Origin of the sequence: Streptomyces spinoverrucosus (assembly GCF_006539505.1) — a bacterium.
GTDB lineage: Bacteria > Actinomycetota > Actinomycetes > Streptomycetales > Streptomycetaceae > Streptomyces > Streptomyces spinoverrucosus.
The window spans coordinates 326,538-348,364 of the sequence record NZ_BJND01000007.1 but is presented as its reverse complement, the minus strand read 5'-3'; the positions used below and the strand labels follow the sequence as shown (position 1 = coordinate 348,364).

Genomic DNA, 21,827 nt, shown 5'->3' with positions numbered 1-21,827 from the left:
TCGCCGGCCGCACCGCTTGCCGGGTCAGCCTCGGTGGAGGTAGGCCCGGGTGACGGTCTGCCGCACGCTGTTGCCGGCCGCGTCGCGGGCGGTCACCCGCAGCGTCACGTACGCGTCGCCGCGTACGCCGGTCGGCCGTGTGACGGTCGCGTCGAAGGCGCCTGCCCCTCTGTCACGCAGCGAGGTCCGGCTCCAGCTCCGGCCGTCGTCGTACGACGCCTCGACCTTCATCACCACGCCCTTGGGCGCGGCCAGCCCGTCCTGGGCGCGGACCGCCAGCCGAACGGCATGCGTACGGCCGGACTTGACCTCGTTGCGCTCGTCCACCGGAACGTCGTAGTCGAGCTGGAGCAGCGGGAGCAGCTTCGCCTCGCCGCCGGCCGCGGATCGGAACGACCAGGACGTCTGGGTCGCGGTGCCGTAGGCCCACTCGTCCGACGCCCGGCTGGTCGACAGGTCCAGCCGGTAGTCGGCCGTCCCGGCGGGTACCTCGAAGTCCGTCCAGGCGCTGCCCGCCTCGGCGATCTTCTTGCCGTCGCGGAGCAGGACCGCCTTCGCCGTGTCGCCCTGCTGGGAGGTGCCGGCGCCCGTTCCGATGCCGCCATCGCCGCCCGAGCTCTCGAGCTTGCGTGACCAGTGCCCGGACGTCGAGTCGGTGAACTCCGGTATGCGCAGGGAGAGGACGTTCCCGTCGCGGACGGAGGCGAGACCGGCGCCGCGCGGGATCGACGGACGCACGACCGAGCCGTTCCAGGTCTCCCGCAGCTGCTCACCGGCACGGTAGGTGCGCGGGGCGCTGCGCATCCCGACCGTCAGTTCGCGATCCGGGCTGACGGTCTCGTGGTGCACCTTGTGCTCCCAGGCGGTGTCCCCCGCCGAGACGTACTCGGTGCGCTCGAAACCGGTCGGGACGTGCCGGGAGTACTGCAGCCACGCGAAGTCCTGGTAGGGACGGCGGGCGAACCGCTGTTCGGAGGCCCACGGCGTACCGCCGTTGTCGGCGTACGTCGTGCGGATGACGGCGCTGTTGTCCTCCGTGACGGTGTGCACCACCTTGCTGGGGATGCGCTGCGAGGAGATCTGCATGACGTCGTACAGGTACGGACTGCGGGCGGTGCCCGTGAAGTGCACCTGCGTCCTGCGGTCCTCGATGCGGGCCAGCAGCTCGGCGCCCGCGTCGGCGCCGATCCTGACGGTGGGCAGCGCCCAGCGGTCGCCGTCGGGCTCCCAACGGGTCCACGGCTGGTCGCTGAAGTGGACGAGGGCCACGGCCGCGACCCCGGCCTCGGCGGCCTTCGTCAGCGTGTCCGGCTCGTAGATGTTGTCGCGGTTGGTGACCACGGCGAGCTTGCCGCGGGCGCGGTCGAAGCGCGGCGCGGACAGATCCCCCGCGTCGACGGCGGTCAGGCGCCGGCCCCGGTCGCCGAAGAGCGGGGACTGCGGCATGTAGTAGGCCCGCAGGTCGATCCCGGACCCGGGGACCTCGGCCCGGAGCAGTGGTGCGACGAGCTGCCAGCGGGAGGCGAACTCGAAGGTGCCGTCGGTGACTTCGGCGGTGGGGCTGACGTAGATCCGTTCGGCGCTGTCGAAGTACATGACGCCCTGCGTCAGACCGACCCCGTCGATCACCCGGTGCATCTGGTAGTGCACGATGCCGCGCTGTTCCGCCGGACGCGGGGTGCGGATCTCCACCTTGGTGGTCTTGCGCTCGTCGAGCGTGACCGCCATGTCCTTGGTCACCTTCACCTCGGGCAGGATCACATGGCGCAGCTCCGAGCCGTCCGATGCGATGGAGGGAAGATCGAGCTGGTAGGTGCCTTCCTCGACCTCGGCGATGCCCCGGTCCTCGTCGACGTACCGGACGAAGCCGTCGGTTCCCCAGATCGTCGGCAGTGCGCCGGAGCGGTTGCCCTGGCGGTCGTAGGTGGTGACCGTCAGGCGATGGACGGGTCCCTTGACCAGCAGGCTCAGCGTGGTGTGGACCTTCACCTCGCCGTCGGCGGAAGTGGCGGTCGCATAGCCGTAGTAGGCGCCTCGCTGGAGGCGGGAAGGGTCGACCGTCACGGGCACTTCGACGGTCTGGCCCGCCGCGACCCGCAGCGAATCCGTGCCGGGGCGCACCGCACCGTCGGCGACCTCACGGCCCGCGGTGGTGGCCAGCCGGACGTCGAGCGCGAGCGTGAGGTCCTCGCCGGAGTGGTTGGTGTAGCGGACCTTCGTCGAACGTGGGCTGCCGTTACCGGTCTCGTACGTGCCGAGAGCGACGGTGCCGGTGGCGGTCAACGGTCCCAGCACGGCGGCGGCGACGTCGACGCGGCCACCGCCCTGTTCGGTGACCTTCTGGCCGACGACCGTGCGGGAGGTGCTCACCAGCGCGTCCTTCAGCCGCTCCGGGCCCCAGTCCGGGTGCCGCTGAGCGAGGAGAGCCGCGACGCCCGCGACATGCGGGGTGGCCATCGACGTACCGGACGCCGCGACGTAGTGCGCGTCGACCGGGTGGCCCATCGTCGTGCCGGCCGCACGTGCCGCCACGATCCCGACCCCGGGCGCGGTGACATCGGGCTTGACCGCCTTGTCCCCGGCCCGCGGGCCCCGGCTGGAGAACGAGGCGAGGACGTCGTCGCGGTCGACCGCGCCGACGGTGAGGGCCGCGTCCGCGGCGCCGGGCGAGCCGACGGTGCTCTGCCCCTGCTCACCGGCGTTGCCGGCCGCCACCACGAAGAGCGCACCGGTGCTCTCGGTCAGCGCGTTCAGGGCCAGACTCATCGGGTCCTGCCCATCGCTGGCCCCCTCCGAGCCGAGGCTCATGTTGACCACCTCGGCGCCCTGGGCAGCCGCCCACTCCATACCGGCGACCACCTGGGACTCGGTGCCGTAACCGTCGTCGCCGAGGACCTTGCCGATCAGCAGGTCGGCCTCCGGTGCCACGCCCTTGCGGGTGCCGCCGGACGCGGCGCCGCTGCCGGCGACGATCGAGGCCACGTGGGTGCCGTGGCCGAAGGCGTCGCCGGTGCCGGCGCTGCCGGAGAAGTCCTCGGCCTTGGCGATCCGGCCGGCCAGGTCGGGATGGGACGCGTCCGCTCCGGTGTCCAGGACGGCGACCTTGACGGACTCGCCCCGCAGCCCGCTCTGCCAGGCGGCGGGCGCCCCGATCTGGGCGGTGCTCCGGTCCAGGACGGGACGGACCCGGCTGTCCAGCCACACCTGCGGTGCCTGGCTCCCGCGGGCGCCGTCCGGCGCGCCGCCGGCCGCCAACTGCTGCCAGAACCGGCCGAGGTCGTCCTCACCGACCCGGAGCGACAGCGCTCCGATGCTGTCGAGCCGGGTGGGGGAGTCGTCGTCGGCGAGAGCGGTGAGCCGGCGCGTGGCGCCGTCCGTCAGGCCCGCCGCGTTCCGCACGATCACCGGCAGCGCGTCGGTGTGCGCCTCGTCGTACTGCTGGGCGATGAGCGCGGTCACGTCGAAGAGTTCACGATCCAGCTGTCCGGTCGCGACACCGTTCGAGGCGTCCGACGGAATGACGGACAGCCTGCCGTTCTGCTCGACGGTGCGGAACACCACTCCCTTGCGCCCCGGGCCGGGTTGGACCGCGGCGGTCCGTCTGCCGGCGGCGTCCGTGGTGACCGTGACACGGTCACCGGTGATCAGCCGCACCGTGGCGGCCTTCCCTGTGGGGGCCACAGCGGCCGTGGCACCGTCCGCGGCGGCGGAGCGCGCGGACACCGGTGCCACGGCACTGGTGCTCAGTACGAGCCCCAACGCTGCCGCCGCAACCAGGCGGGTTCTTCTCATCTGTCCCAGGCCTTCCACTCAGCGCAATAAGGTGGTCATGCGCAGGACAGAATCCGGTGCGGTTGGAAGGCGTGTCACTGCATTCGTGTGGCACGCATGAGACATGTCCCAACGGCGCCACGGCCGAAGGCCGGGGCACGGTCACGTATGCGGAGCTTCGGCGGTGCCCTGGGCCTCAGTCAGCAGTCGGCTGCGGGGCGCGGCGGTAGACGCCGTACCAGTAACCGTTCGCCAGTTCGCGGGCGACGGCCGCGTCGTCGCTGACGTCGCCGTCGGCCACCTGCTGAGCGATGACCTGGCCGCCTCCCTGGACGATGATTCTGGCGGTCAGGGCGGGGTCGATGTCCGCGGGAGTCCGGCCGGCCCGCTGTTCCTCCTTCAGCACGGCCACGACGTGGTCGACGAAGCGGTCCTGGTCGGCGGTCCAGGCCTCCCGGACTGCCGGGTCGTACGCGGCCACCTCGTTGATCGCCGACAGCAGCGCCGCGTGCTCGCGGTAGTGGCGCAGGATCAGCTCGTAGGTGCGGGCCAGGCCGTCGAGCCCGCCGCCCGGACGGCAGGGCCACCAGGAAGCGGCGATGGCATGGCTCTCCGTCTTGAGCGAGCCGCTCAGCCGGAGCAGCAGGTCGACCTTGTCGCGGAAGTACAGATAGAACGTGGAGCGCGAGATCCCGGCGGCGCCCGCGATCTGCTCGACGCTGAGCTCGGTGTAGGTGACACCTTCGCGCAGCAGCTCATCGATCGCGGACAGGATCCGCTTCTCGAGAGCGGACCTCCGGTCGGCCGCGCTGGAGCGTCGTCGAGTGGTGGAAGCCATGGGCTCATCCTAGGTAACCGGCCTGGTGAGGCCGAGTGCCCGGCGGGCCTATGGCGTCCGTCAGAGCATGAGCTGGTCGATGGTGATCGGCAGGGAGCGGATGCGGCGCCCCGTGGCGTGGTGGACGGCGTTCGCGACGGCCGCCGCCACACCGACCAGCCCGATCTCCCCGACTCCCTTCGTCCCGACGGGCGTTGCCCGGTCCGGACCGCCGACGAAGATCACCTCCATGTCGGGGACATCGGCGTTGACCGGCACCAGGTAGTCCCCGAAGGTGGCGTTGGCGATGCGTCCGGTCCCGGCGTCGGTGGCGGTCTCCTCGAACATCGCCTGGCCGATGCCGCCCACCGTGCCGCCGACGATCTGGCTGGTGGCGGTCTTCTCGTTGAGGATGCGCCCGCCGTCGATCGCCGACACCACGCGGGTCACCCGCAGCAGCCCCAGGTCGGGATCGACACGGACCTCGACGAACTTGGCCCCGAACGCGCCGGCCGTGGCCATGCCCGCCGCGTCGGGCTGGGGCGGTGTGCTGCGGCCGTCGGCGCTCAGCTCCTCCAGGCCGTGGCGGGTCAGGATGTCCGTGTACGACTCGCCCTGGTCCGGGTTCCCGATCCGGTGGATCCGGCCTTGGGAGACGGCGACGTCGTCGAGCGCCGCTCCCCGCAGCGGTGAATCCGGGTCGTCCCGCACCACGTCGAGGAACTCCTGCACGAGGCGGCGGCAGGCGGCGTGAACGGCGCCCGCCAGCGCGCCGGTCAGACCGGAACCTCCTGCCTGCGGCGCGTAGGGCATGTCCGAGTCGCCGAGGTCGAAGTGGACTCGGGAGACGTCCAGGCCCAGCAGTTCCGCCGACAGCTGCGTGATGATCGTGTACGTGCCCGTGCCGATGTCGGTGGCGGCGCTGCGCACATCGGCCGAACCGTCGCGGTGGAGGGACGCACGGGCCTGGCACGGCACCTGGTAGTGCGGGTACGACACCCCGGCCAGTCCGTAACCGATCAGCCAGCGTCCGTCCCGCATCGACCCCGGCCGAGGGTCGCGGCGCGACCAGCCGAACCGCTCGGCGCCCTGCAGATAGCACTCCCGCAGCGCCTTGCTGGACCAGGGCAGCCCGAGCAGCGGATGCTCCTCCGCGTAGTTCCGCAGGCGCAGTTCGAGCGGATCGATGCCGAGTTCATGGGCGAGCTCGTCGATCGCGGATTCCAGGGCGAAGTTGCCCTGCCCCTCGGCCGGCGCCCGCATGGAGCCGGGGCACGGGATGTTCAGCCGCACCTGTCGGTCCCGCGTCCGGACGTTCGGGCAGGCGTAGGAGACGGCCGAGCAGGCCGACACGGGTTCGTAGTCGTCGTCATCCATCGCCACGGGGGAGACGCCCTCGTGCTCAATGGCGGTCAGCTCTCCGGTGCGGGTCGCCCCGATCCTGATCTGCTGGGCGCTGTAGGGCCGATGACCCACGGCGGTGAACATCTCGGGCCGGGTGAGCACGAGCTTGACCGGCTTGCCCACCTCGCGTGCGGCGAGCACGGTGAGGATCACATGCGGCCACACCCGCAGCCCGGCACCGAAACCCCCGCCGACGTAGGGGGCGAGGACCCGGACGTTGCTCTCGGGGATCTTGAAGACCGCGGCCAGCGTGGTGCGGACGTTGTGGGGCCACTGGGTCGAGTCGTGCACGGTGAGCGAGTCGCCGTTCCAGGCAGCGACCGTGGACATCAGGCCGAGCGGGTTGTTGGTGTTGTCCGGGGTGGTGTAGCTGCCGCCGACGACCACGTCCGCGGCGGCGAACCCGGCGGCGATGTCGCCACGGTCGGAGTCCAGCCCCCAGGGGTTGGTGACCACCGCGGCCCGCGGGTCGTGGAGGTCGAGCAGCGGCTCGGCAGGCTCGTAGTCGACGCGCACCAGCCCCGCGGCGTGCCGGGCCTGCTCCGGACTGGCGGCCACCACGACGGCGAGGTGCTGCCCGTAGTGGAGGATCCGGTCGCCCTGGAGCGGGGCCGGCGGGGACGGGCCCAGCAGCGTCATCGGCCCGCGCTCCAGCTGCGGCGCGGTCAGATGGGTGATGACGGCCAGGACTCCGGGCGCGGTCTCCGCCGCGGTGGTGTCGATGGCACGGACGCGACCTGCGGCGATGGTGCTGTGCACCAGGCAGGCGTGCACCATGCCGGGGAGGCTGAAGTCGTTGGGGTAGGGCGCCCTGCCCGTGGTCTTCATGGGCGCGTCTACGCGATCCAGGCCGGGACCGACGGCCCGGGCGGCTTCGAGCGTGGTCATTGCTCGGCTCCTGACACGGTTTCGAGGGTGCGGATGAGCGTGCGCTGGGCCAGCTCGATCTTGAACGCGGTACCGGGCAGCGGACGGGCTCCCACCAGGGCGGCCCGGGCGGCGGCAAGGAACGTCTCCGCGTTCGCGGGCGCGTCACGCAGGACGTCCTCGGCGTCCCAGGCCCGCCAGGGCACGGTGCCCACGCCGCCGAGCCCCACCCGCGCCTCCCGGATGACGCCGTCCTCCTGCACCAGCGCCACACCGGCCGAGACCAGCGCGAATTCGTACGACACCCGGTCGCGGACCTTGATGTAGTGGGAACGCGCCTGTCGTGGCAGCAGCGGGATCTCGACCGCGGTGATCAACTCGCCGTGCTGGAGCACGTTCTCGATGTGCGGGGTGTCACCCGGCGGCAAATAGAAGCGCGTCAGCGGTACGGCACGGGGACCGTTCACGCCCTGGATGTGGACGACGGCGTCGAGGGCGGTCAGCGGCACGGCGACATCCGAGGCGTGCAGGGCGATGCAGTGGTCGCTGGTGCCGAGGATGGCGTGCATCCGGTGCACGCCGGTGATGGCGGCGCACCCGGATCCGGGGCTGCGCTTGTTGCAGGCGGGCACGGTCGGGTCCCGGAAGTAGCGGCACCGGGCGCGTTGCAGCAGATTGCCGCCGATGGTGGCCATGTTGCGCAGCTGCGTCGAGGCGCCGAGCAGCAGCGCTTCCCGTACGAACGGCAGCCGCTCCGTCACCACGGGATCGGCGGCGAGCTCCTCCATGGTGGTCAGCGCCCCGACGTGCACCGCCGACTCGGTGTGCGTGATGCCGCCGAGCGGAAGGCGGGTGATGTCGACGAGCCGACGCGGATGCAGTACGCCGTCCTTCATCAGGTCCAACTGCGTGGTGCCGCCCGCGAGATACGACGTACCGGGGTCCTCGGTGACCACGGCCACGGCCTGGTCGGAATCGGCGGCCCGCAGATATTCGAAGGGATCCATGGTCACGCCTCCGCCACCACGTCGCGAATCGCGGCGCGGATATTGGGATAGGCGCCACAGCGGCAGATGTTGCCGCTCATGAACTCGCGAATGTCCTCGTCGGAGTGCGCGCGCCCCTCTGCGATGAGGCAGACCGCCGACATGATCTGCCCCGGGGTGCAGTAACCGCACTGGAACGCGTCATGCCGCGCGAACGCCGCCTGCATCCGGTGTAGTTCACCGTTCGTCGCCAGCCCTTCGACGGTGGTGATCCTTCGCCCTTCGTACTGGGCGGCCAGCCCCAGGCACGCCACTACGCGCTTTCCGTCGACCATGACCGTGCAGGCTCCGCAGGCTCCCTGGTCGCAGCCCTTCTTCGAGCCGGTCAGTCCGAGGTGGTCGCGGAGCGCGTCGAGCAGGGTGACGCGGGCGTCGAGTCGGAGGTGGTGTTCGGTGTCGTTCACGTTGAGGGTGACGTCCACATGGTCCATGGCAGCAACTCGCTTCCAGGGCGTGAGGCCGGCTCGCTTGCACACTTGGGGTCGAGCTTATGGCCAGATAGTGACATATGCGATTTAAGTGGAGTCACGGACATTTCAGGGGCAAGTCGCGGCTGGGACGGCTCGTTGATGGACATCGTGTTGGACACCGTGTCCGATGCGGCTTACGCTCGATCCCGCCGGGCCCCTGGAAGGTGCCGGGCGTGACTGACCGACCAACGAGAAGGGCATCTCGTGACTGCAGATGGGGTCCCCCGTCCGACACTGCTCGTGGTGCACGGGGCCTGGCACGGCCCATGGTGCTGGAGCTCGCTGACAAAGGTGCTGGACGCCCGCGGGTGGCGGACCCGAACGGTCGACCTGCCCAGCGCGGGACACGAGGCAGGACTCCAGGACGACACGCGGGCGGTGCTGGACGAGCTACGGCGCATCGACGGCCCGGCTGTGGTCGTCGCCCATTCCTACGGCGGCATCCCGGTCACGCAGGCCGTGGCGCAGGCCGGAAATGTCGCGCACGTCGTCTATCTGGCGGCCTATCAGCTCGATGCCGGTGAGAGTCTGCTCGGCTACCACGGCGCGCCCGTACCGTCCGATCCGCACGGCTTCCAGGCCGTACCGGACAACCCTGTCGCACTGTTCTACGGAGACGTTCCCGGCCCGGAGGCCGACGCGGCAGCCGCACGGCTGGTGCCGCAGAGCACCAGGTCCTTCAGCGACAGCCTCACCCAGGCGGGCTGGCGCACCGTGCCCTCGACGTACGTCATCTGCGAACACGACCAGGCTCTGCCGCCCAAGCACCAGGAAGAACTGGCCGCCCGGTCCGGAGCGGTCCACCGCATCGCGAGCGGCCACTCGCCGTTCCTGTCGATGCCCGCGCAACTGGGCGCCCTCATCACGCAGATCGCGGATGCCCCCGGCGACGGGGCGGACGGCTTCCGGCAACCCGCCGCACAGCGCAACGAGTAGTCACAAGGAGTACGTCGGGAGTGCGCGGCGCGCGGGAATGCCGAGCGGGTCGTGCCACAGGAGGTCGTCGACGCGCTGGCGCAGGCCGGGGTGTTCCGGTTGCTGACGCCTCGGCGGCCTGGGGCGGGATGATCAGAATCCCGGGGCCGTGGGCTGCCGCAGCCGCTCCGGTGTCGCGCCTGCGGGCCCTGCAGCAGACTGGACGCGGGCAAGCCTCCGTGGCGAGTGAGAGCTGATCGTTATGTCTGCGACGCACAGCACCGGCAGCGGTCGCCCGGTTCACGGCCCCGTGGCCCGGGAGCGGATTCACGTCCTGGTCGATCGGCAGGGCCGGTTGGTGCGATGGAGCCCGGCGGCCGAGAGACTGCTCGGCTATCCGGAGGATGCCGTACGGGGGTGCTCCGCACTGGACCTGCTGGCCGGGCCGGCACCTGACCAGGTCACCGTCGCGCTGCGGCACCGCGACGGTGGCCTGGTCAGGTGCCGGCTGGCCGTCCGGCCCGAGCGCGCGGGTGACGCGGGCACGGGCTGGGAGGTGCTGCTCACACCCGCCGAAGAGGACGGGACGGCGGAAGCCGAGAGGGCGCTTCTGGAGACACTCTTCACCCTCTCTCCCATGGGCCTGTTCCTCCTCGACCCCCAGCTGCGCCTGCTCCGGTTCAACCCCGCGGCCGAGGGGATGCAGGGCACCTCGGTCGAGGAATCTGTCGGCAGGCGCCCGACGGAGGTGTGGCCCGGCCTCGCCGTGGAGGTGGTGGAGCGGGCGATGAGAGAGGTGCTCGCCACCGGGCAGCCGGCGATCGGCGTCGAGAAGCGGGTGCGTCCCCCGGGCGATCCACACCACGACCACGTCTACTCCGCTTCCGTTTTCCGCCTGGAGGACGCTCAGGGCAGGATCCTCGGCGTCGCGGACGCCACCGTCGACGTCACCGACCGCCACCTTGCCCACGAGCGGCTGACCGTGCTGGCCCGGGCCAGCTCCCGGATCGGCTCCACGCTCGACGCGTTGGACACAGCCCGGGGCCTGGCGGAGGTTTCGGTGCCCGTACCGGCCGACAGCGTCGTGGTCGACGTACTGGAAAAGGTGCTCGCGGGCGAGGAGTTGGAGGCCGGGGCCGTACGACCCGGCACCGTGCTGCGCCGGGCGGCTTCCCGCTCCCGGGACGACGAGCCCTCCGGGACCGCCGCCGACCACGAAGGCCCGCTCCCTCCCACGGCGTCCGGCGAGGCCCTAGCCGATCTGGAGCCGCGTCTGGTCGACCCACTGTGCTCCCTGGGACAACAGGTCCTGCGGGGCATGAGGACGCCCACGGAAGAACAAGTGCACTCGCTGATCGTTGCGCCCTTGGTCGCCCAGGACCGGGCCCTCGGGCTCGCGACATTCTGCCGCTGGGCAGAACGCAGGCCCTTCGGGCCCGATGATCTGACCCTCGTCGCGCAACTCGCCCGGCGCACGGCCGAGAGCCTGGACAACGCCCGCCGCCACCTGCGCGAGCACAACTCCCTCGTAGCCCTGCAACACGTCCTGCGCCCGGACGGACTTCCGCCTCAGCAGGCGCTGGAGGTGGCGCACGCCTACGTGTCCGCGGACTCCGGCGGCGACTGGGTCGACACCGTGCCGCTCTCCGGGGCCCGGGTGGCCCTCGTGGCCGGCCGCGTGCCGGGTCGCGGCATACAGTCCGCCGCCGCGGCGGGACGGCTGCGCGCCGCCCTGCACACGCTGTCCGAGCTGGAGCTGGAACCCGATGAACTGCTCGCCCGGCTGGACGACATCGTGCGCGGGCCCGGCAGGATGAACGGCTCCGTCAGGAGGTACGACCAGCCGTCACCGGCACCGGGCACCGCACCGTCCCCCCACGGGCAACTGTGCGGCGCCACCTGCCTCTATCTGATCTACGATCCCGTGTCCCGGCGCTGCTCGGCCTCCACCGCCGGTCACCCCTGGCCCGTGGTGATGCATCCGGACGGCACCGTGCGGAGGCTGGAGGGCCCGCCCGGCGACGCGTTGTGCTGCCCGGGTGCGCCGTTCGGCAGGGAGGACTTCGAAGTTCCCGAGAACTCGACGCTCGTTCTGTACACCCCTGGGCTCTTTCAGTCGGAACAGCGGGAACAGAGGGAACAGCTGCAACAGAGGGAGCAGCGGGAACACGAGCCGGACGATGCGGGCGGTGCGGCGCGCCTGACCGCCCTGCTCGCCCGTTCTCCCGGCTCTGTGCAGGCGACGTGCAGTGCACTGACCGACGCACTGATCCCGTCCCGGCCCCGCGACGATGCCGCCGTCCTCGTCGCCCGCACACATGAGCTGGACCAGGCCCACGTCGCTTCGTGGGACCTCCCGTGCGATCCGGCCACGGTCGCCACGGCCCGCTCACTCGCCACCCGGCAGCTCAGCGCGTGGGACATGAGTGAAGCGGCGTTCGTCACCGAACTGATCGTCAGCGAGCTGGTCACCAACGCGATCCGTTACGGCAAGCCTCCCGTGACGCTCCGGCTCATCCGCAGCCATGTTCTGACGTGCGAGGTGTCCGACGGCAGCAGTACGTCGCCGCGGCTGCGGCACGCCCGCACCACCGATGAGGGCGGTCGCGGGCTCCTCCTCGTCGCGCGGTCCTCCGACCGGTGGGGGACCCGCTACACGGAGGACGGAAAGATCGTCTGGGTCGAGCAGAGCACGGACTGAGCTTTTTCAGCCAACGGTGTCACGGAAACGGCGCGGCCGAGCCTCACTCGGACCAGGGCTGGAAGCCGGTGTGCAGGACGGCTTCCAGGGCTGTGCGCAGTCGGGCTGCCTCATCGGCTCCGAAACTCTCCTCGAACCGGGCCTGCACGTCTTGCCACAGCGGTAGCGCCGCCTTCATCCGGTCGAGGCCTTCCGGCGTGATCGTCACGATCCGTGCGCGGCGGTCGGCCGCCGACGGCTCGACGGTTATCAGCCCCTCCCGCGTGAGCGGCTTGAGGTTCGTGGCCATCGTCGTGCGGTCCATGGCGATCATGTCGGCGAGGCGGGTGATCGTCATCTCTCCATGAGCGCTGAGCCTCTGCAGAATGCTGAACTGCGTCGCCCGGAGACCGACCGGGGCCAGGGCCTTGTCGTACGTCGCGCCGAGGTATCGGGCCGCCTTGCGCAGGGCCAGGTTGTTGCACGCCGGGTCAAGGTTCGCCGTAGGGGTCATGTCTCCTCCAAGCCTTCCCGTCCATGATAGGAGCATGTGCTCGCAAGGGGGTTGCGTTCCAATAGATACGAGCATATGCTCGTAATTGCTGTGGAGTATCGCCGCCACGTGCCTGACCGCGGTGCCTCTCGCCTTCAACCGGAAAGCCCCGCCATGGAAACCCTCGTCCGATCCGTCCCCGAGCGCCGCCCGCCGGTGCGGTCCTGGCTCCAGCCGACGCTGATCGCCCTGATCGTCGTGGCGGCCTTCATCGGCCTCTATGTCGGCCTGCAGCGTGACCCCCAGCCCCATCAGGTCCCGATCGCTGTCACCGCACCCGACCTGCCGGGTGACGTACGGCAGGCTCTCGGCGACAGCGTCGAGGTCCACCCGGCCGCCGACGCCGCGGCCGCGCGCCACGCGGTGGAGCGCGGCGACGTCACCGCCGCGCTCAGCGCCGACGGGCCGGACCGGCTGCGGCTGGAGATCGCGGGGGCGGACGGCACGTCCACCACGTCAGCTGTGCAGACCCTCGTCGGCGCCTACGCCAACGGTGCGGGCCTGCACGTCACCACCGAGGATGTCGTCCCCCTGACCCGCTTCGACGCCCGGGGACTGGCCGGGTTCTACATAGCCTTCGGTGTGACCCTGGCCGGTTTCGTCCTCGCCTCGAACGCGCTGGGCCTGGCCGGTCTGCTGCGTCTGCGCCACCGCTTCTGGCTGCTGGGCGGCGCTTCCGCGGCCATCGGCACCGTCGCGGCGATCATCGCCGGCCCCATCCTGGGTGCTGTCCCGGCTCCGGTCGTCCCGCTGGCCTTCACCCTCACCCTGCTGGCGGGCGCGGCCGCGTTCACCACCAAGCTGCTCGGCACCTACCTCGGCCCGGTCGGGCTCCCGGTCGCCACCCTCCTGCTGCTCACCCTCGGCAACGCCACCAGCGGCGCCGTCATAGGGGCTGATCTGCTGCCCGCGGCGGCCCGAGCAGTCTCCGCCCTGCTGCCGCCCGGCGCGGCGGTCCGCGCCATCAGCGACCTGAGCTACTTCGGCGGTGCGCACGCGACAGGGCCGGTCATCACGCTCGCGCTGTGGGCCGTCCTCGCCGCGCTCCTCGTCGGCCTGCGCCCCCGCCTGGTCCGGCGTACCGCAGCCGCCGCCTGACCACAAGCCGCTGTGCCGCAGCCGCCGCCTGACCACAAGACGCCGTGCCGGCACACAAGTGGCAGAAGTGAAAGGCGGAGATCACCATGGGCACCATGCGCATCGCTGTCGCCGGAGCAACCGGGAACATCGGAGCCCGCACCGTCGCCGCCCTGGAGCAGGCCGGACACGAAGCCGTACGGATCAGCCGCTCACTCGGCGTGGACCTGAGCACCGGGGAGGGCCTCGACGCCGCGCTGACCGGCGTCGACGCCGTCGTGGACGCCACGAGCCATGAGACGGCCGACCGGGACGCCGCGGTGGCGTACTTCGGCACCAGCACCCGCAACCTGCTCGCCGCCGAGGAACGGGCCGGTGTCCGGCACCATGTGCTGCTCTCGATCGTCGGAGTCGATCGTGTCGAGGGCAACGCGCACTACGCCGGCAAGCGCGAGCAGGAGCGCCTCGTGGCCGAGGGTCCGGTGCCGTGGACCATCGTTCCCTTCACGCAGTTCCACGACTTCGCCGCGACGGTGACGAGCTGGACCGAGCAGGACGGCGTCGCCACGATTCCCCCGCTGCTCGTCCAGCCGATCGCGCCCGCGGACGTGGCCGACATCCTCGCCGAGATCGCCACGGGCGCCCCGCAGGGGCGTTATCGCGACGTCGCCGGTCCGGAGCCGCAGGACCTGGTGGACATGGCCCGGCGCACCAACGAGGCGCGCGGACACGCCGTCAAACTCGTGCCGACGTGGTCGTCGCTGTTGGGCGCGGAGATGGCCGGCGACGTACTCCTGCCCGGCGACGACGCCCGCATCGCGCCCACGACCTTCGACGAGTGGCTCGCAAAGCCGCACTGAGTGCACTGAGATAGGCCAGGTGTGCGTCAGCGGCCGGGGCTGACGCGGGCCGATCACTTCTGCGGCGACGTCGCTCCGGGCCGGGTTTCCGGCAGGTGCGTTTTGGCCCACTCGCCGAGTTCCTCAAGTGCGGGTTCGAGTGCGGCCCCCGCCTCGGTCAGCCGGTAGGAGACCCGCAGTGGCGGCCCTTCGTCGACCTGGCGCACGACGAGTCCTGCCGCGCCCAGCTCGCTCAGCCGGTCGGAGAGCATGCGCTCACTGATGCCGGGAATCGCCCTGCGCAGATCCGCGAAGTGCGCAGGCTGCTCCACCAGTACGGACACGATCGGGCCGGTCCAGCGCTTGCCCAGCAGCTGGAAAACCCGGGTGATGCCCTCGTCCACCCGCTTGCACGCCCCTGCGTCGTGGCTCTGCACGTCCGTCATGCCCCTCAGGGTACTACCCGGCCGTTGGGGGGTGAAAAAAAGTAAGTTCCCGTGTTATCAATAGCTGCGTACGAGAACTCAGCCCCTGGGGAATCCCTTGGGCACCGCTCTTTGGAGAAACGCATGGCCACCCTGCTGCACATCGACTCGTCGGTCTTCCCGAGCGAGGCATCCTCGTCCCGCGCCGTCGCGGACGCCTTCCGCAAGACCTGGCAGGAGCAGCACCCCGGCGGCACGGTGATCTACCGTGACCTCGCCGCGAACCCCGTCCCGCACATCACCGCCCACGCCCACACCGCCGGTTTCGCCGATCCGGCCGCCCACAGCGCCGAGCAGGCCGCGGCCTTCGCCGAGCGCGTCAGGCTGATCGAGGAAGTGGAGCAGGCGGACGCCCTGCTGATCGGCGCGCCGATGTACAACTACACGATCCCGTCCACGCTCAAGGCGTGGCTGGACAACGTGATCCTCTTCGGCCGCACCGCCGGCGAGAACCCCTCCGCCAAGGGCACCCCGGTCACCGTCGTCGCCAGCCGTGGCGGCTCCTACGCGCCGGGCACCCCGAAGGAGCCCTTCGAGTACGTCCAGAACTACCTGCGCGCCATCCTCAGCGACACCCTCGCCCTGGACCTCGACTTCATCGTCCCGGAGCTCACCATGGCCCCGCACAACCCGGCGATGGCCCAGTTGGTCCCGCTCTTCGAAGCCTCCCGCGACCGCGCCTTCGAGGAGGCGGCCTACAAGGCCAAGGAACTCGCCGAACGCCTGGCCGCCTGACGGACCGTCCCGGCAACAGCACCGCCGAACCGGCGCCTCACCCTTCCCGAGGCGCCGGTTCGGCGTACATGGTCGTAGCGCTTCGGCCGCTGGTGTCCGCGGAGGACGCGGAGCCGCGCCGATGGGGCGATCCTGTGGGTGGGGCGACCGAGCTGTCCTGGAGGCAGAGATGAGAGTGAGCCGACTCGGCCTGGTTGTGCACGGTGGACGCCCGGAGGCTCTGGAGGCGGCCTGCGTGGTCCGTTCGTGGTCCGCGGAGCACGCCGTGCGGTGCACGGACATCGACGTATGGCAGGACGGCGGGCGGCGCAGCGCCCGAGAGGAGGTCGAAGCCGCGGGCGACCCCGAACTCATCGTCACGCTGGGCGGCGACGGCACCTTTCTGCGCGGTGCCCGGCTGGCCGCCGTGAACGATGCCCTGCTCCTCGGGGTGAACCTGGGGCGGGTGGGCTTTCTGACCGAGGTGCCGGCCTCGGACGTGGGTACGGCGCTGGACGCGGTGCGTGACGACCGGCTCGGGATCGACAGCCGCATGCTGCTCGCCCTGCGGGCCTCGCGCCGCCTAGAAGTGCCGGCGGGCATGGAGGCATGGGTGCGGTTCGGCCGTGGGCCGCTGCTGCCGCCTCCCCAGGTACGCCCGGACTGCGCGGTCAACGACGAGTGGGGCATCCCGCTGGACGTCACGGCGCTCAACGACGTCGTCCTGGAGAAGCTGGCCAGGGACCGGCAGGTGTCGGTCGGCGTCTACGTCTCCGGCAGACTCCTGGCCTCCTACTCCGCCGACGCCCTGCTGGTCGCCACCCCGACCGGCTCGACCGCCTACAGCTTCGCCGCGGGCGGACCCGTCGTCTCACCGCGGGCCGATGCCCTCGTCTTCACGCCGGTGGCCCCGCACATGGCGTTCAACCGCTCGGTCGTCACGGCCCCCGACGAGCCCGTCGGGCTGCGGATCCTCGAACGGTCGGGTCCGGCCGCGGTGAGTATCGACGGCCAGTTGCGGGGCGTACTGGACCCGGGGGACTGGATCGGCGTGTACGCCGCCCCGCACCGGCTCCGGGCCGTACGGCTGGGACCCATGGACTTCTACGGCCGCCTGCGCGAGCGGATGAACCTGACCGACGCCCCCGCCGCGGTCGCCGACGGATCCCCCGCACCCCTGTGGTCGGTGACGACCCCACCGCCCGGAGACCTCGCCCACCTGGCCCTGCTGACGGTCCAGGACAACTCGTCACCTCTTCTGTGACTGTTGGAGTCCTGGCGGAGGCGAACCCTCAGGCTTCCGCGGCGGTCCGGTCGAGCCATTCACCGACGAACGCGTCGAACAGGTCGGGCTGTTCGATCTGCAGGTTGTGCCCGGATGTGTCCAGGACCGCGTAGGTGGCTCGCGGATAGTGCGGCAGCAGGGCGAACTGGTCGAGGTAGCCGACCATGTGGTCCTGGCGCCCGGTCAGGATCAGCGTCGGGCGGGTGAAGGGCTCGCCGCCCTCAGGGTCTTCGGTGAGCGTCCAGTTCTGCCGGATGCGCGCCATGGCCTCGGTGTCGGCCACGTCCAGCCCGGTGATGATCTCCTCGCGGGTCCGTCGCAGGGTCCGCGGTGTCTGGACGACGGCGACGTCCGTGAACTGCTCCGCGGTCCGTTCGTCCAGCGTGGCGATGAGTTCGGGGTCGGGGCGCAGAACCTGCTGGGGAGGCACGCGCCGTTCGGCGTCTTCCACGGCCGTGCCGAGGGGGCAGATCAGGGCGAGGCCGAGCACCTGCTCGCGGCGGGCCCGTGCGAGACCGCGGGCGAGGTAGCCGCCGTAGGACTCGCCGACGAGCAGGAACGGCTCATCCCCGATGCGGTCGTCCACGAAGTCCTGTACGGCGGCGAGCATGTCGTCGGAGCTCTTGATGTGCGCCGGTGCCGCGGACTTGCCCATGGCCGGGAGGTCCGGGTACAGACGCCGGTAACCGGGGCGGTGGGTGAACACCGGCTCCAGGCAGCCCAGCATCAGACGGTGGTCGGGGGTCCAGCCGTGCACCGCCAGCACCGGCGTCCCCTCGCCCCGTTCTTCGAAGTGCAACGCCACTTGTGTGCGTCGTGGCATGGGTGTGTTCCCTTCTCGGTCAGGAAGGTGATCGCCGGGTACCCGCGTCCTGGCCCCGTCGGCCCCGTTCGTAGCACCGGCATCGTTCATGCCGATGATCCTTCCACGGCCGCCAGGACGGGGAAGGCGGCACTCACGCACCAGCCGCCGTCCGCTGTCCGGCCGCTGGTCAGCGACCCTTCCACGGCCTCCACGCGTTCGTGCAGCCCGACCAGGCCGTAGCCGCCCCGGCCGCCGGTCGGGACCGTGGCGCGCACCGCCGGCGCCGTGTTGCGCACCTCCACCCGCAGTTGACCTGGGGCGTCGAGTTCGAGGCGGACGGCCGCATCCGTGCCGGGCGCGTGGCGGCGTACGTTCGTCAGCGCCTCCTGCACCACGCGGTGCACGGACGTCTCCACCTCCGGGGCCAGCCGGATTCCGTGCACCGCGTCCCCGACGTCGAGCCTTGCCTCGGTGCCGTGTCCGGCGAACGCGGAGACCAGGCGGTCCAGCTCGGTCAGCAGCTCGCCCGGGCGTGCGGTCTGGTGGTCGTCCTCGCGCAGCACCCGCACCAGGCGGCGCATGGAGTCCAGGGTCTCCCCGCCGGCTCGTGAGGTGCCCTCCAGCAGCGGTTTGACCTGCTCCGGTGAGGTTTCCTGGATCATCAGGGCGGCGTTGGCGTGGACGATGATGCCGGTGACGTGGTGGGCGACGAAGTCGTGCAGGTCGCGGGCGAGTTCCAGGCGTTCGTTCTGCCGTACGGCGTCCATGGCGCGGGCCCGGCGGGCGTCCAGCAGAGCAGATAGCAGCCCAGGCCCACGGCTCCGCCGACGGCGAAGGTCAGGACGAAGGAATATCCGAAGAAGCCATACTCTGTGCCCCCGCGCAGCGGCATGGCGATCACCGCGACAGCCAGTGCCGCCGACGTCGCCACGGCGGTGGCCGGGCGCTCCACCCGCCGCGCGGTCCGGGCGAGCAGCATGAGCAGGGCGACCGTTTCCAGCAGGCCCCACGTACCGCTGTTGAGTTGGGCAAACCCACACAGTCCCGCGGTCAGGGCCAGGGAGCCCAGCGCGGTGGCGCCGGCCCGCCATGCGGGACCCGGCCGACGGTCGGGGAAGAGCAGCGCGGCGGCGGCGAGCGGGCCGGAGACGAGGGGCAGCCAGCTCGACCACCGGTTCTGCGGGTCGTAGTGGGCCGCCAGGTCGAACAGCCACACCAGGGCCAGGCCCCCGCAGAGCGCGACCGTGATGACGCGCCGGGCGGCCGGGGGGAACGGAGTATCGGGTTCCACGCCCTGAAGGGTACGGACGTACGGCCGAGCAGCGGGTCGGCGCGCAGGCCGATGCCGGCCGCCCGGGACCGGCCCGGCGGCCGAGGACGGGCGGGCCGGTCTGCCGGGATCGTCGACGGCATGCAGATCCTCACCGTTCTCGATCTCGCCCTGGCGGCGCTCGCCGGGCTGTGCTTCGTCCTGTGCGCCCTCGTCACCGTGGAGGCGGCCTGATGAACTCGTACCGTACGACCATCGCCTCCCCCGTCCTTGCGGGCACCGGTCTGAAGAAGTCCTACAGCCTGACCCGCGCCCTGGCCGGTGTCGACGTGTCCGTGTCGGCGGGCGAATCGCTGGCGGTCATGGGTCCGTCCGGGTCGGGCAAGTCCACCCTTCTCCACTGCCTGGCCGGAATCGAACGCCCCGATGAGGGGCAGGTGCTGCTCGCCGGGGAGCGCGTGGATCAGCTGGGCGAGCCGCAGCGCAGCGAGCTGCGTCGCACCCGGTTCGGCTTCGTTTTCCAGTCCGGCCAGCTGCTGCCGGAGCTGCCCGCCGACGAGAACGTGGCCCTGCCGCTGATGCTCGGCGGTATGCCGCGCCGCCGGGCGGTTCGGAAGGCGCGGGAGTGGTTCCCGCTGCTGGGCCTTGCGGGCAAGGAGGGCCGGCGGCCGGGACAGCTGTCCGGCGGGCAGGCACAGCGCGTGGCCATCGCGCGGGCCCTGGTCGGCGACCCGCAGGTGATCTTCGCCGACGAGCCGACCGGCGCGCTCGACCAGTCCACCGGCATGGAGGTCATCAGCCTGCTGGTCGCCACCACCCGCAGCCAGGGCGCGGCACTCGTCGTGGTCACCCACGACGAGAACGTGGCGGGCTACTGCGACCGCACCGTCCGGGTCCGCGACGGCCGCCTGACCGAGGAACACGGCATGCCGGAGGGAGCCGCGGTCACGAACGCGGTCGCCCACGCCGCCGAAGCGGCGGGCCTGGGGCACCCGGCCGACTCCTACGACGCGGATGCGAGGTCCGACCGATGAGGGCACTGGATCGCACCACCTGGACCCTGACCTGGCGGCTCACCCGCGCCGGAGGCCGCACCGGGCTGCTGGCCACCTCTCTGGCCGTCGCCGCGGCCGCCATCAGCACCGCGCTCCTGCTGCTCTGCGTCGCCACCAACAATGAATTGGTTTTCATTTTCATATAGGCTGTCAGTCCTCGCTGTCACACTCGGACGGGAGTTTGCATGGAGCCGCGCGACCTGGCCGCCGGATTCGCAGACGGAGCGGAGAGTTTCGACCGACTGTTCAGCGCGTTGTGGTCGCCGATCGGTGCAGCGACCGTCAAGGCTGCGCAACTGCGCCCTGGTGCGCATGTGTTCGACGCGTGCTGCGGCTCGGGTGCGTCCGCGATCCCGGCCGCCGAGCAAGTCGGCCCGCACGGCGTGAACGCGGCCGACAAGCCGGTGCTCGCGAACGAGGAGGGTGCTTGAGCTTCGACGCCAAGGACTCCGCGACGGACCGCGAGAGCGCCGAGGCGGAGGAGCCGCTGCCGAGCGATCTGCGGATGGCCCGTACCCTGTGGCCGGTCCTGCTGGCCTCCGCGGTCGGTCTGCTGCCGTTCACCATCTTCAGCACCTACCTGGTACCGATCGCCGACGAGGCCGGCAGCAGCGTCGCCGCGATGGGCGGACTGCGTGGACTGGGTGGCCTGGCGGCCCTGTTGGTGGGCACCGCCCTCGCTCCCTTCATCGACCGGGTGCGCAAGGAATGGGCCGCTGCGGGCGGACTCGCCGCTCTCGGCGTATCAGCGGCACTGGGCGCGAGCGGCGATTTCATCCTGCTGGCGGTGTTCTGCCTGCTGGTCGGCGCCAGTACGTCCGTACTGAACCCGGCCCTCACCGCGGCGGCCGCCGACCGCTTCGGCACCGGCAATGCGGCCGGCCGGGCGGCGACCCTGGTCACCGCGACGCAGTCGATGACCGCGATGCTCGCGGCACCGGTCGTGGCCCTGCCCGCGCTGCTCTGGGGCTGGGAGGGTGACCTCGTCGCCGTGACCGCGGCCTCACTCCTGCTCGCCGTGGTGTTCTATGTGCGGGGCAGGAACAAGGCCGCCGAGGACACCGCGAAAGAGGAGCGCCTGAGCTACCTCGCGTCGTTCAAGGCCCTGGGAGACATGCGCGGAGTGGTGCCGCTGCTTGTCATCTCACTGCTCCGCACCGCGGTGTTCATGGGCTACCTCGCCTACCTGGCGGCCTACTACGACGAGCGCTTCCAACTCGACCCCGCCCTCTTCGCGTTCGTCTGGACTCTGAGCGGCGCGTCATTCTTCGTGAGCAACCTCCTCACAGGGCGGATCACGAACGCCGCCGAGCCCCGGATCAGCACCGAACGCATGCTGGTCATCAGTCTGGTCGCGGCACTGGCTTCCGTTGTGGGCTTCTGCTTCACGCACTGGCTTCCGCTCGCCCTCGTGCTGACGTCGCTGCACGCGGCCAGTCACGCGGTAGTGGCCGCGTGCGCCGTCAGTCTCCTCGTCCGGCGCTGCGGCTCGCTGCGTGGCTCGGCTTTGAGCCTCAACGCCGCGGGCCAGAGTCTCGGAGTGTTCATGGGCGCGGCCCTGGGCGGCGCCGGCCTCGGTCTGGCCGGCTACCCGGGCGTCGCCATCGTCTTCGGCGCCCTGGTCGTCGTGGCGCTGGGGGCCGCCGTCCTGGTGCATCGCGCGGGCCAGGCGGACGAGGAAGAGGCACGCGACGCGCCTGCTTCCGCATAGCCGACGCAGTACTGGCGTCCGCCCGGGGCGACGGGCGGACGCCACGCGCCTGATGAGTACGTT

20 protein-coding genes are annotated in these 21,827 nt (G+C 71.2%); 10 read left to right on the top strand and 10 right to left on the bottom strand.

Translation table 11 applies throughout. The features are described from left to right. Window positions 1–24 precede the first annotated feature (24 nt). The 5 genes from SSP24_RS05990 to SSP24_RS05970 all read right to left on the bottom strand — a co-directional run bounded on the left by SSP24_RS05990 (window position 25) and on the right by SSP24_RS05970 (window position 8,336). Window positions 25–3,792 carry a S8 family peptidase gene (locus SSP24_RS05990; RefSeq protein WP_141307709.1) on the bottom strand — a complete coding sequence of 1,256 codons (3,768 nt, stop codon included), beginning with the start codon at window positions 3,790–3,792 and terminating at the stop codon, window positions 25–27. A gap of 175 nt (window positions 3,793–3,967) precedes the next feature. Then, window positions 3,968–4,609, bottom strand: a complete 642-nt coding sequence (locus SSP24_RS05985; RefSeq protein WP_141307708.1) for a TetR/AcrR family transcriptional regulator — start codon at window positions 4,607–4,609, stop codon at window positions 3,968–3,970. 60 nt (window positions 4,610–4,669) lie between these two features. Further along, window positions 4,670–6,880 (bottom strand): xanthine dehydrogenase family protein molybdopterin-binding subunit, encoded by a 2,211-nt coding sequence (locus SSP24_RS05980; RefSeq protein WP_141307707.1) that lies wholly within the window; start codon window positions 6,878–6,880, stop codon window positions 4,670–4,672. Further along, complete coding sequence (locus tag SSP24_RS05975; protein WP_141307706.1) at window positions 6,877–7,866, bottom strand: FAD binding domain-containing protein; 990 nt, start codon at window positions 7,864–7,866, stop codon at window positions 6,877–6,879. Before SSP24_RS05975 ends, SSP24_RS05980 begins: the two co-directional genes overlap by 4 nt. 2 nt (window positions 7,867–7,868) lie before the next feature. Further along, window positions 7,869–8,336: a (2Fe-2S)-binding protein gene (locus SSP24_RS05970; RefSeq protein WP_141307705.1), complete on the bottom strand. Its 468-nt coding sequence runs from the start codon at window positions 8,334–8,336 to the stop codon at window positions 7,869–7,871. 243 nt (window positions 8,337–8,579) lie between these two features. Between SSP24_RS05970 and SSP24_RS05965 the strand changes: the two genes are divergently transcribed. Continuing rightward, window positions 8,580–9,311 (top strand): alpha/beta fold hydrolase, encoded by a 732-nt coding sequence (locus SSP24_RS05965; RefSeq protein WP_141307704.1) that lies wholly within the window; start codon window positions 8,580–8,582, stop codon window positions 9,309–9,311. 241 nt (window positions 9,312–9,552) lie between these two features. Next, entirely contained in the window at window positions 9,553–11,991 is a 2,439-nt protein-coding gene (locus tag SSP24_RS05960; RefSeq protein WP_141307703.1) for a SpoIIE family protein phosphatase, read from the top strand. A gap of 43 nt (window positions 11,992–12,034) precedes the next feature. Here the strand turns inward: SSP24_RS05960 and SSP24_RS05955 are convergent, their stop codons facing one another. Then, a complete protein-coding gene (locus tag SSP24_RS05955; RefSeq protein WP_141307702.1) occupies window positions 12,035–12,484 on the bottom strand; it encodes a MarR family winged helix-turn-helix transcriptional regulator in 450 nt (149 codons plus the stop codon). Window positions 12,485–12,637: 153 nt separating this feature from the next. Between SSP24_RS05955 and SSP24_RS05950 the strand changes: the two genes are divergently transcribed. Together SSP24_RS05950 and SSP24_RS05945 are read left to right on the top strand one after the other, a co-directional pair. Further along, window positions 12,638–13,621, top strand: a complete 984-nt coding sequence (locus SSP24_RS05950; RefSeq protein WP_141307701.1) for a hypothetical protein — start codon at window positions 12,638–12,640, stop codon at window positions 13,619–13,621. Window positions 13,622–13,716: 95 nt separating this feature from the next. Then, window positions 13,717–14,460 carry an SDR family oxidoreductase gene (locus SSP24_RS05945; RefSeq protein WP_141307700.1) on the top strand — a complete coding sequence of 248 codons (744 nt, stop codon included), beginning with the start codon at window positions 13,717–13,719 and terminating at the stop codon, window positions 14,458–14,460. A 53-nt stretch (window positions 14,461–14,513) separates the two neighbouring features. Here the strand turns inward: SSP24_RS05945 and SSP24_RS05940 are convergent, their stop codons facing one another. Further along, the gene (locus SSP24_RS05940) at window positions 14,514–14,885 is read right to left on the bottom strand and encodes a winged helix-turn-helix transcriptional regulator (RefSeq protein WP_141307699.1); all 372 of its coding nucleotides are present in this window, start codon (window positions 14,883–14,885) and stop codon (window positions 14,514–14,516) included. A gap of 123 nt (window positions 14,886–15,008) precedes the next feature. Here SSP24_RS05940 and SSP24_RS05935 point away from each other — a divergent pair, with 123 nt between their 5' ends. Together SSP24_RS05935 and SSP24_RS05930 are read left to right on the top strand one after the other, a co-directional pair. Continuing rightward, window positions 15,009–15,659, top strand: a complete 651-nt coding sequence (locus SSP24_RS05935; protein ID WP_141307698.1) for an FMN-dependent NADH-azoreductase — start codon at window positions 15,009–15,011, stop codon at window positions 15,657–15,659. A gap of 169 nt (window positions 15,660–15,828) precedes the next feature. Beyond that, window positions 15,829–16,902 carry an NAD(+)/NADH kinase gene (locus SSP24_RS05930; protein ID WP_141307697.1) on the top strand — a complete coding sequence of 358 codons (1,074 nt, stop codon included), beginning with the start codon at window positions 15,829–15,831 and terminating at the stop codon, window positions 16,900–16,902. A gap of 28 nt (window positions 16,903–16,930) precedes the next feature. Here the strand turns inward: SSP24_RS05930 and SSP24_RS05925 are convergent, their stop codons facing one another. The 3 genes from SSP24_RS05925 to SSP24_RS43890 form a co-directional block, all read right to left on the bottom strand. Beyond that, window positions 16,931–17,746, bottom strand: a complete 816-nt coding sequence (locus SSP24_RS05925; RefSeq protein ID WP_141307696.1) for an alpha/beta fold hydrolase — start codon at window positions 17,744–17,746, stop codon at window positions 16,931–16,933. Window positions 17,747–17,832: 86 nt separating this feature from the next. Continuing rightward, window positions 17,833–18,495: a sensor histidine kinase gene (locus SSP24_RS43895; RefSeq protein WP_229864753.1), complete on the bottom strand. Its 663-nt coding sequence runs from the start codon at window positions 18,493–18,495 to the stop codon at window positions 17,833–17,835. Then, window positions 18,390–19,019, bottom strand: coding sequence for a hypothetical protein (locus SSP24_RS43890; protein WP_229864754.1), 630 nt, complete (start codon window positions 19,017–19,019; stop codon window positions 18,390–18,392). Before SSP24_RS43890 ends, SSP24_RS43895 begins: the two co-directional genes overlap by 106 nt. Window positions 19,020–19,231: 212 nt before the next feature. Here SSP24_RS43890 and SSP24_RS05915 point away from each other — a divergent pair, with 212 nt between their 5' ends. The 4 genes from SSP24_RS05915 to SSP24_RS05905 are packed head-to-tail and all read left to right on the top strand — an operon-like array spanning window position 19,232 to window position 21,764. Next, window positions 19,232–20,032, top strand: a complete 801-nt coding sequence (locus SSP24_RS05915) for an ABC transporter ATP-binding protein (RefSeq protein WP_141307695.1) — start codon at window positions 19,232–19,234, stop codon at window positions 20,030–20,032. Further along, entirely contained in the window at window positions 20,029–20,199 is a 171-nt protein-coding gene (locus tag SSP24_RS42740) for a hypothetical protein (protein WP_167529510.1), read from the top strand. The genes SSP24_RS05915 and SSP24_RS42740 overlap by 4 nt, the downstream gene beginning before the upstream one ends. 39 nt (window positions 20,200–20,238) lie before the next feature. After that, complete coding sequence (locus SSP24_RS05910; RefSeq protein WP_141307694.1) at window positions 20,239–20,484, top strand: hypothetical protein; 246 nt, start codon at window positions 20,239–20,241, stop codon at window positions 20,482–20,484. Beyond that, window positions 20,481–21,764, top strand: a complete 1,284-nt coding sequence (locus tag SSP24_RS05905) for an MFS transporter (RefSeq protein ID WP_229864755.1) — start codon at window positions 20,481–20,483, stop codon at window positions 21,762–21,764. The genes SSP24_RS05910 and SSP24_RS05905 overlap by 4 nt, the downstream gene beginning before the upstream one ends. Window positions 21,765–21,827: the final 63 nt, after the last annotated feature.

Coding starts and splice junctions, on each gene's coding strand:
- SSP24_RS05985 (WP_141307708.1), bottom strand. CDS start 4,609: ATGGCTTCCACCACTCGACGACGCTCCAGCGCGGCCGACCGGAGGTCC.
- SSP24_RS05910 (WP_141307694.1), top strand. CDS start 20,239: ATGGAGCCGCGCGACCTGGCCGCCGGATTCGCAGACGGAGCGGAGAGT.
- SSP24_RS05990 (WP_141307709.1), bottom strand. CDS start 3,792: ATGAGAAGAACCCGCCTGGTTGCGGCGGCAGCGTTGGGGCTCGTACTG.
- SSP24_RS05935 (WP_141307698.1), top strand. CDS start 15,009: ATGGCCACCCTGCTGCACATCGACTCGTCGGTCTTCCCGAGCGAGGCA.
- SSP24_RS05950 (WP_141307701.1), top strand. CDS start 12,638: ATGGAAACCCTCGTCCGATCCGTCCCCGAGCGCCGCCCGCCGGTGCGG.
- SSP24_RS05915 (WP_141307695.1), top strand. CDS start 19,232: ATGAACTCGTACCGTACGACCATCGCCTCCCCCGTCCTTGCGGGCACC.
- SSP24_RS05945 (WP_141307700.1), top strand. CDS start 13,717: ATGCGCATCGCTGTCGCCGGAGCAACCGGGAACATCGGAGCCCGCACC.
- SSP24_RS05940 (WP_141307699.1), bottom strand. CDS start 14,885: ATGACGGACGTGCAGAGCCACGACGCAGGGGCGTGCAAGCGGGTGGAC.
- SSP24_RS05980 (WP_141307707.1), bottom strand. CDS start 6,880: ATGACCACGCTCGAAGCCGCCCGGGCCGTCGGTCCCGGCCTGGATCGC.
- SSP24_RS05955 (WP_141307702.1), bottom strand. CDS start 12,484: ATGACCCCTACGGCGAACCTTGACCCGGCGTGCAACAACCTGGCCCTG.
- SSP24_RS42740 (WP_167529510.1), top strand. CDS start 20,029: ATGAGGGCACTGGATCGCACCACCTGGACCCTGACCTGGCGGCTCACC.
- SSP24_RS43895 (WP_229864753.1), bottom strand. CDS start 18,495: ATGGACGCCGTACGGCAGAACGAACGCCTGGAACTCGCCCGCGACCTG.
- SSP24_RS05930 (WP_141307697.1), top strand. CDS start 15,829: ATGAGAGTGAGCCGACTCGGCCTGGTTGTGCACGGTGGACGCCCGGAG.
- SSP24_RS05970 (WP_141307705.1), bottom strand. CDS start 8,336: ATGGACCATGTGGACGTCACCCTCAACGTGAACGACACCGAACACCAC.
- SSP24_RS05960 (WP_141307703.1), top strand. CDS start 9,553: ATGTCTGCGACGCACAGCACCGGCAGCGGTCGCCCGGTTCACGGCCCC.
- SSP24_RS05975 (WP_141307706.1), bottom strand. CDS start 7,866: ATGGATCCCTTCGAATATCTGCGGGCCGCCGATTCCGACCAGGCCGTG.
- SSP24_RS05925 (WP_141307696.1), bottom strand. CDS start 17,746: ATGCCACGACGCACACAAGTGGCGTTGCACTTCGAAGAACGGGGCGAG.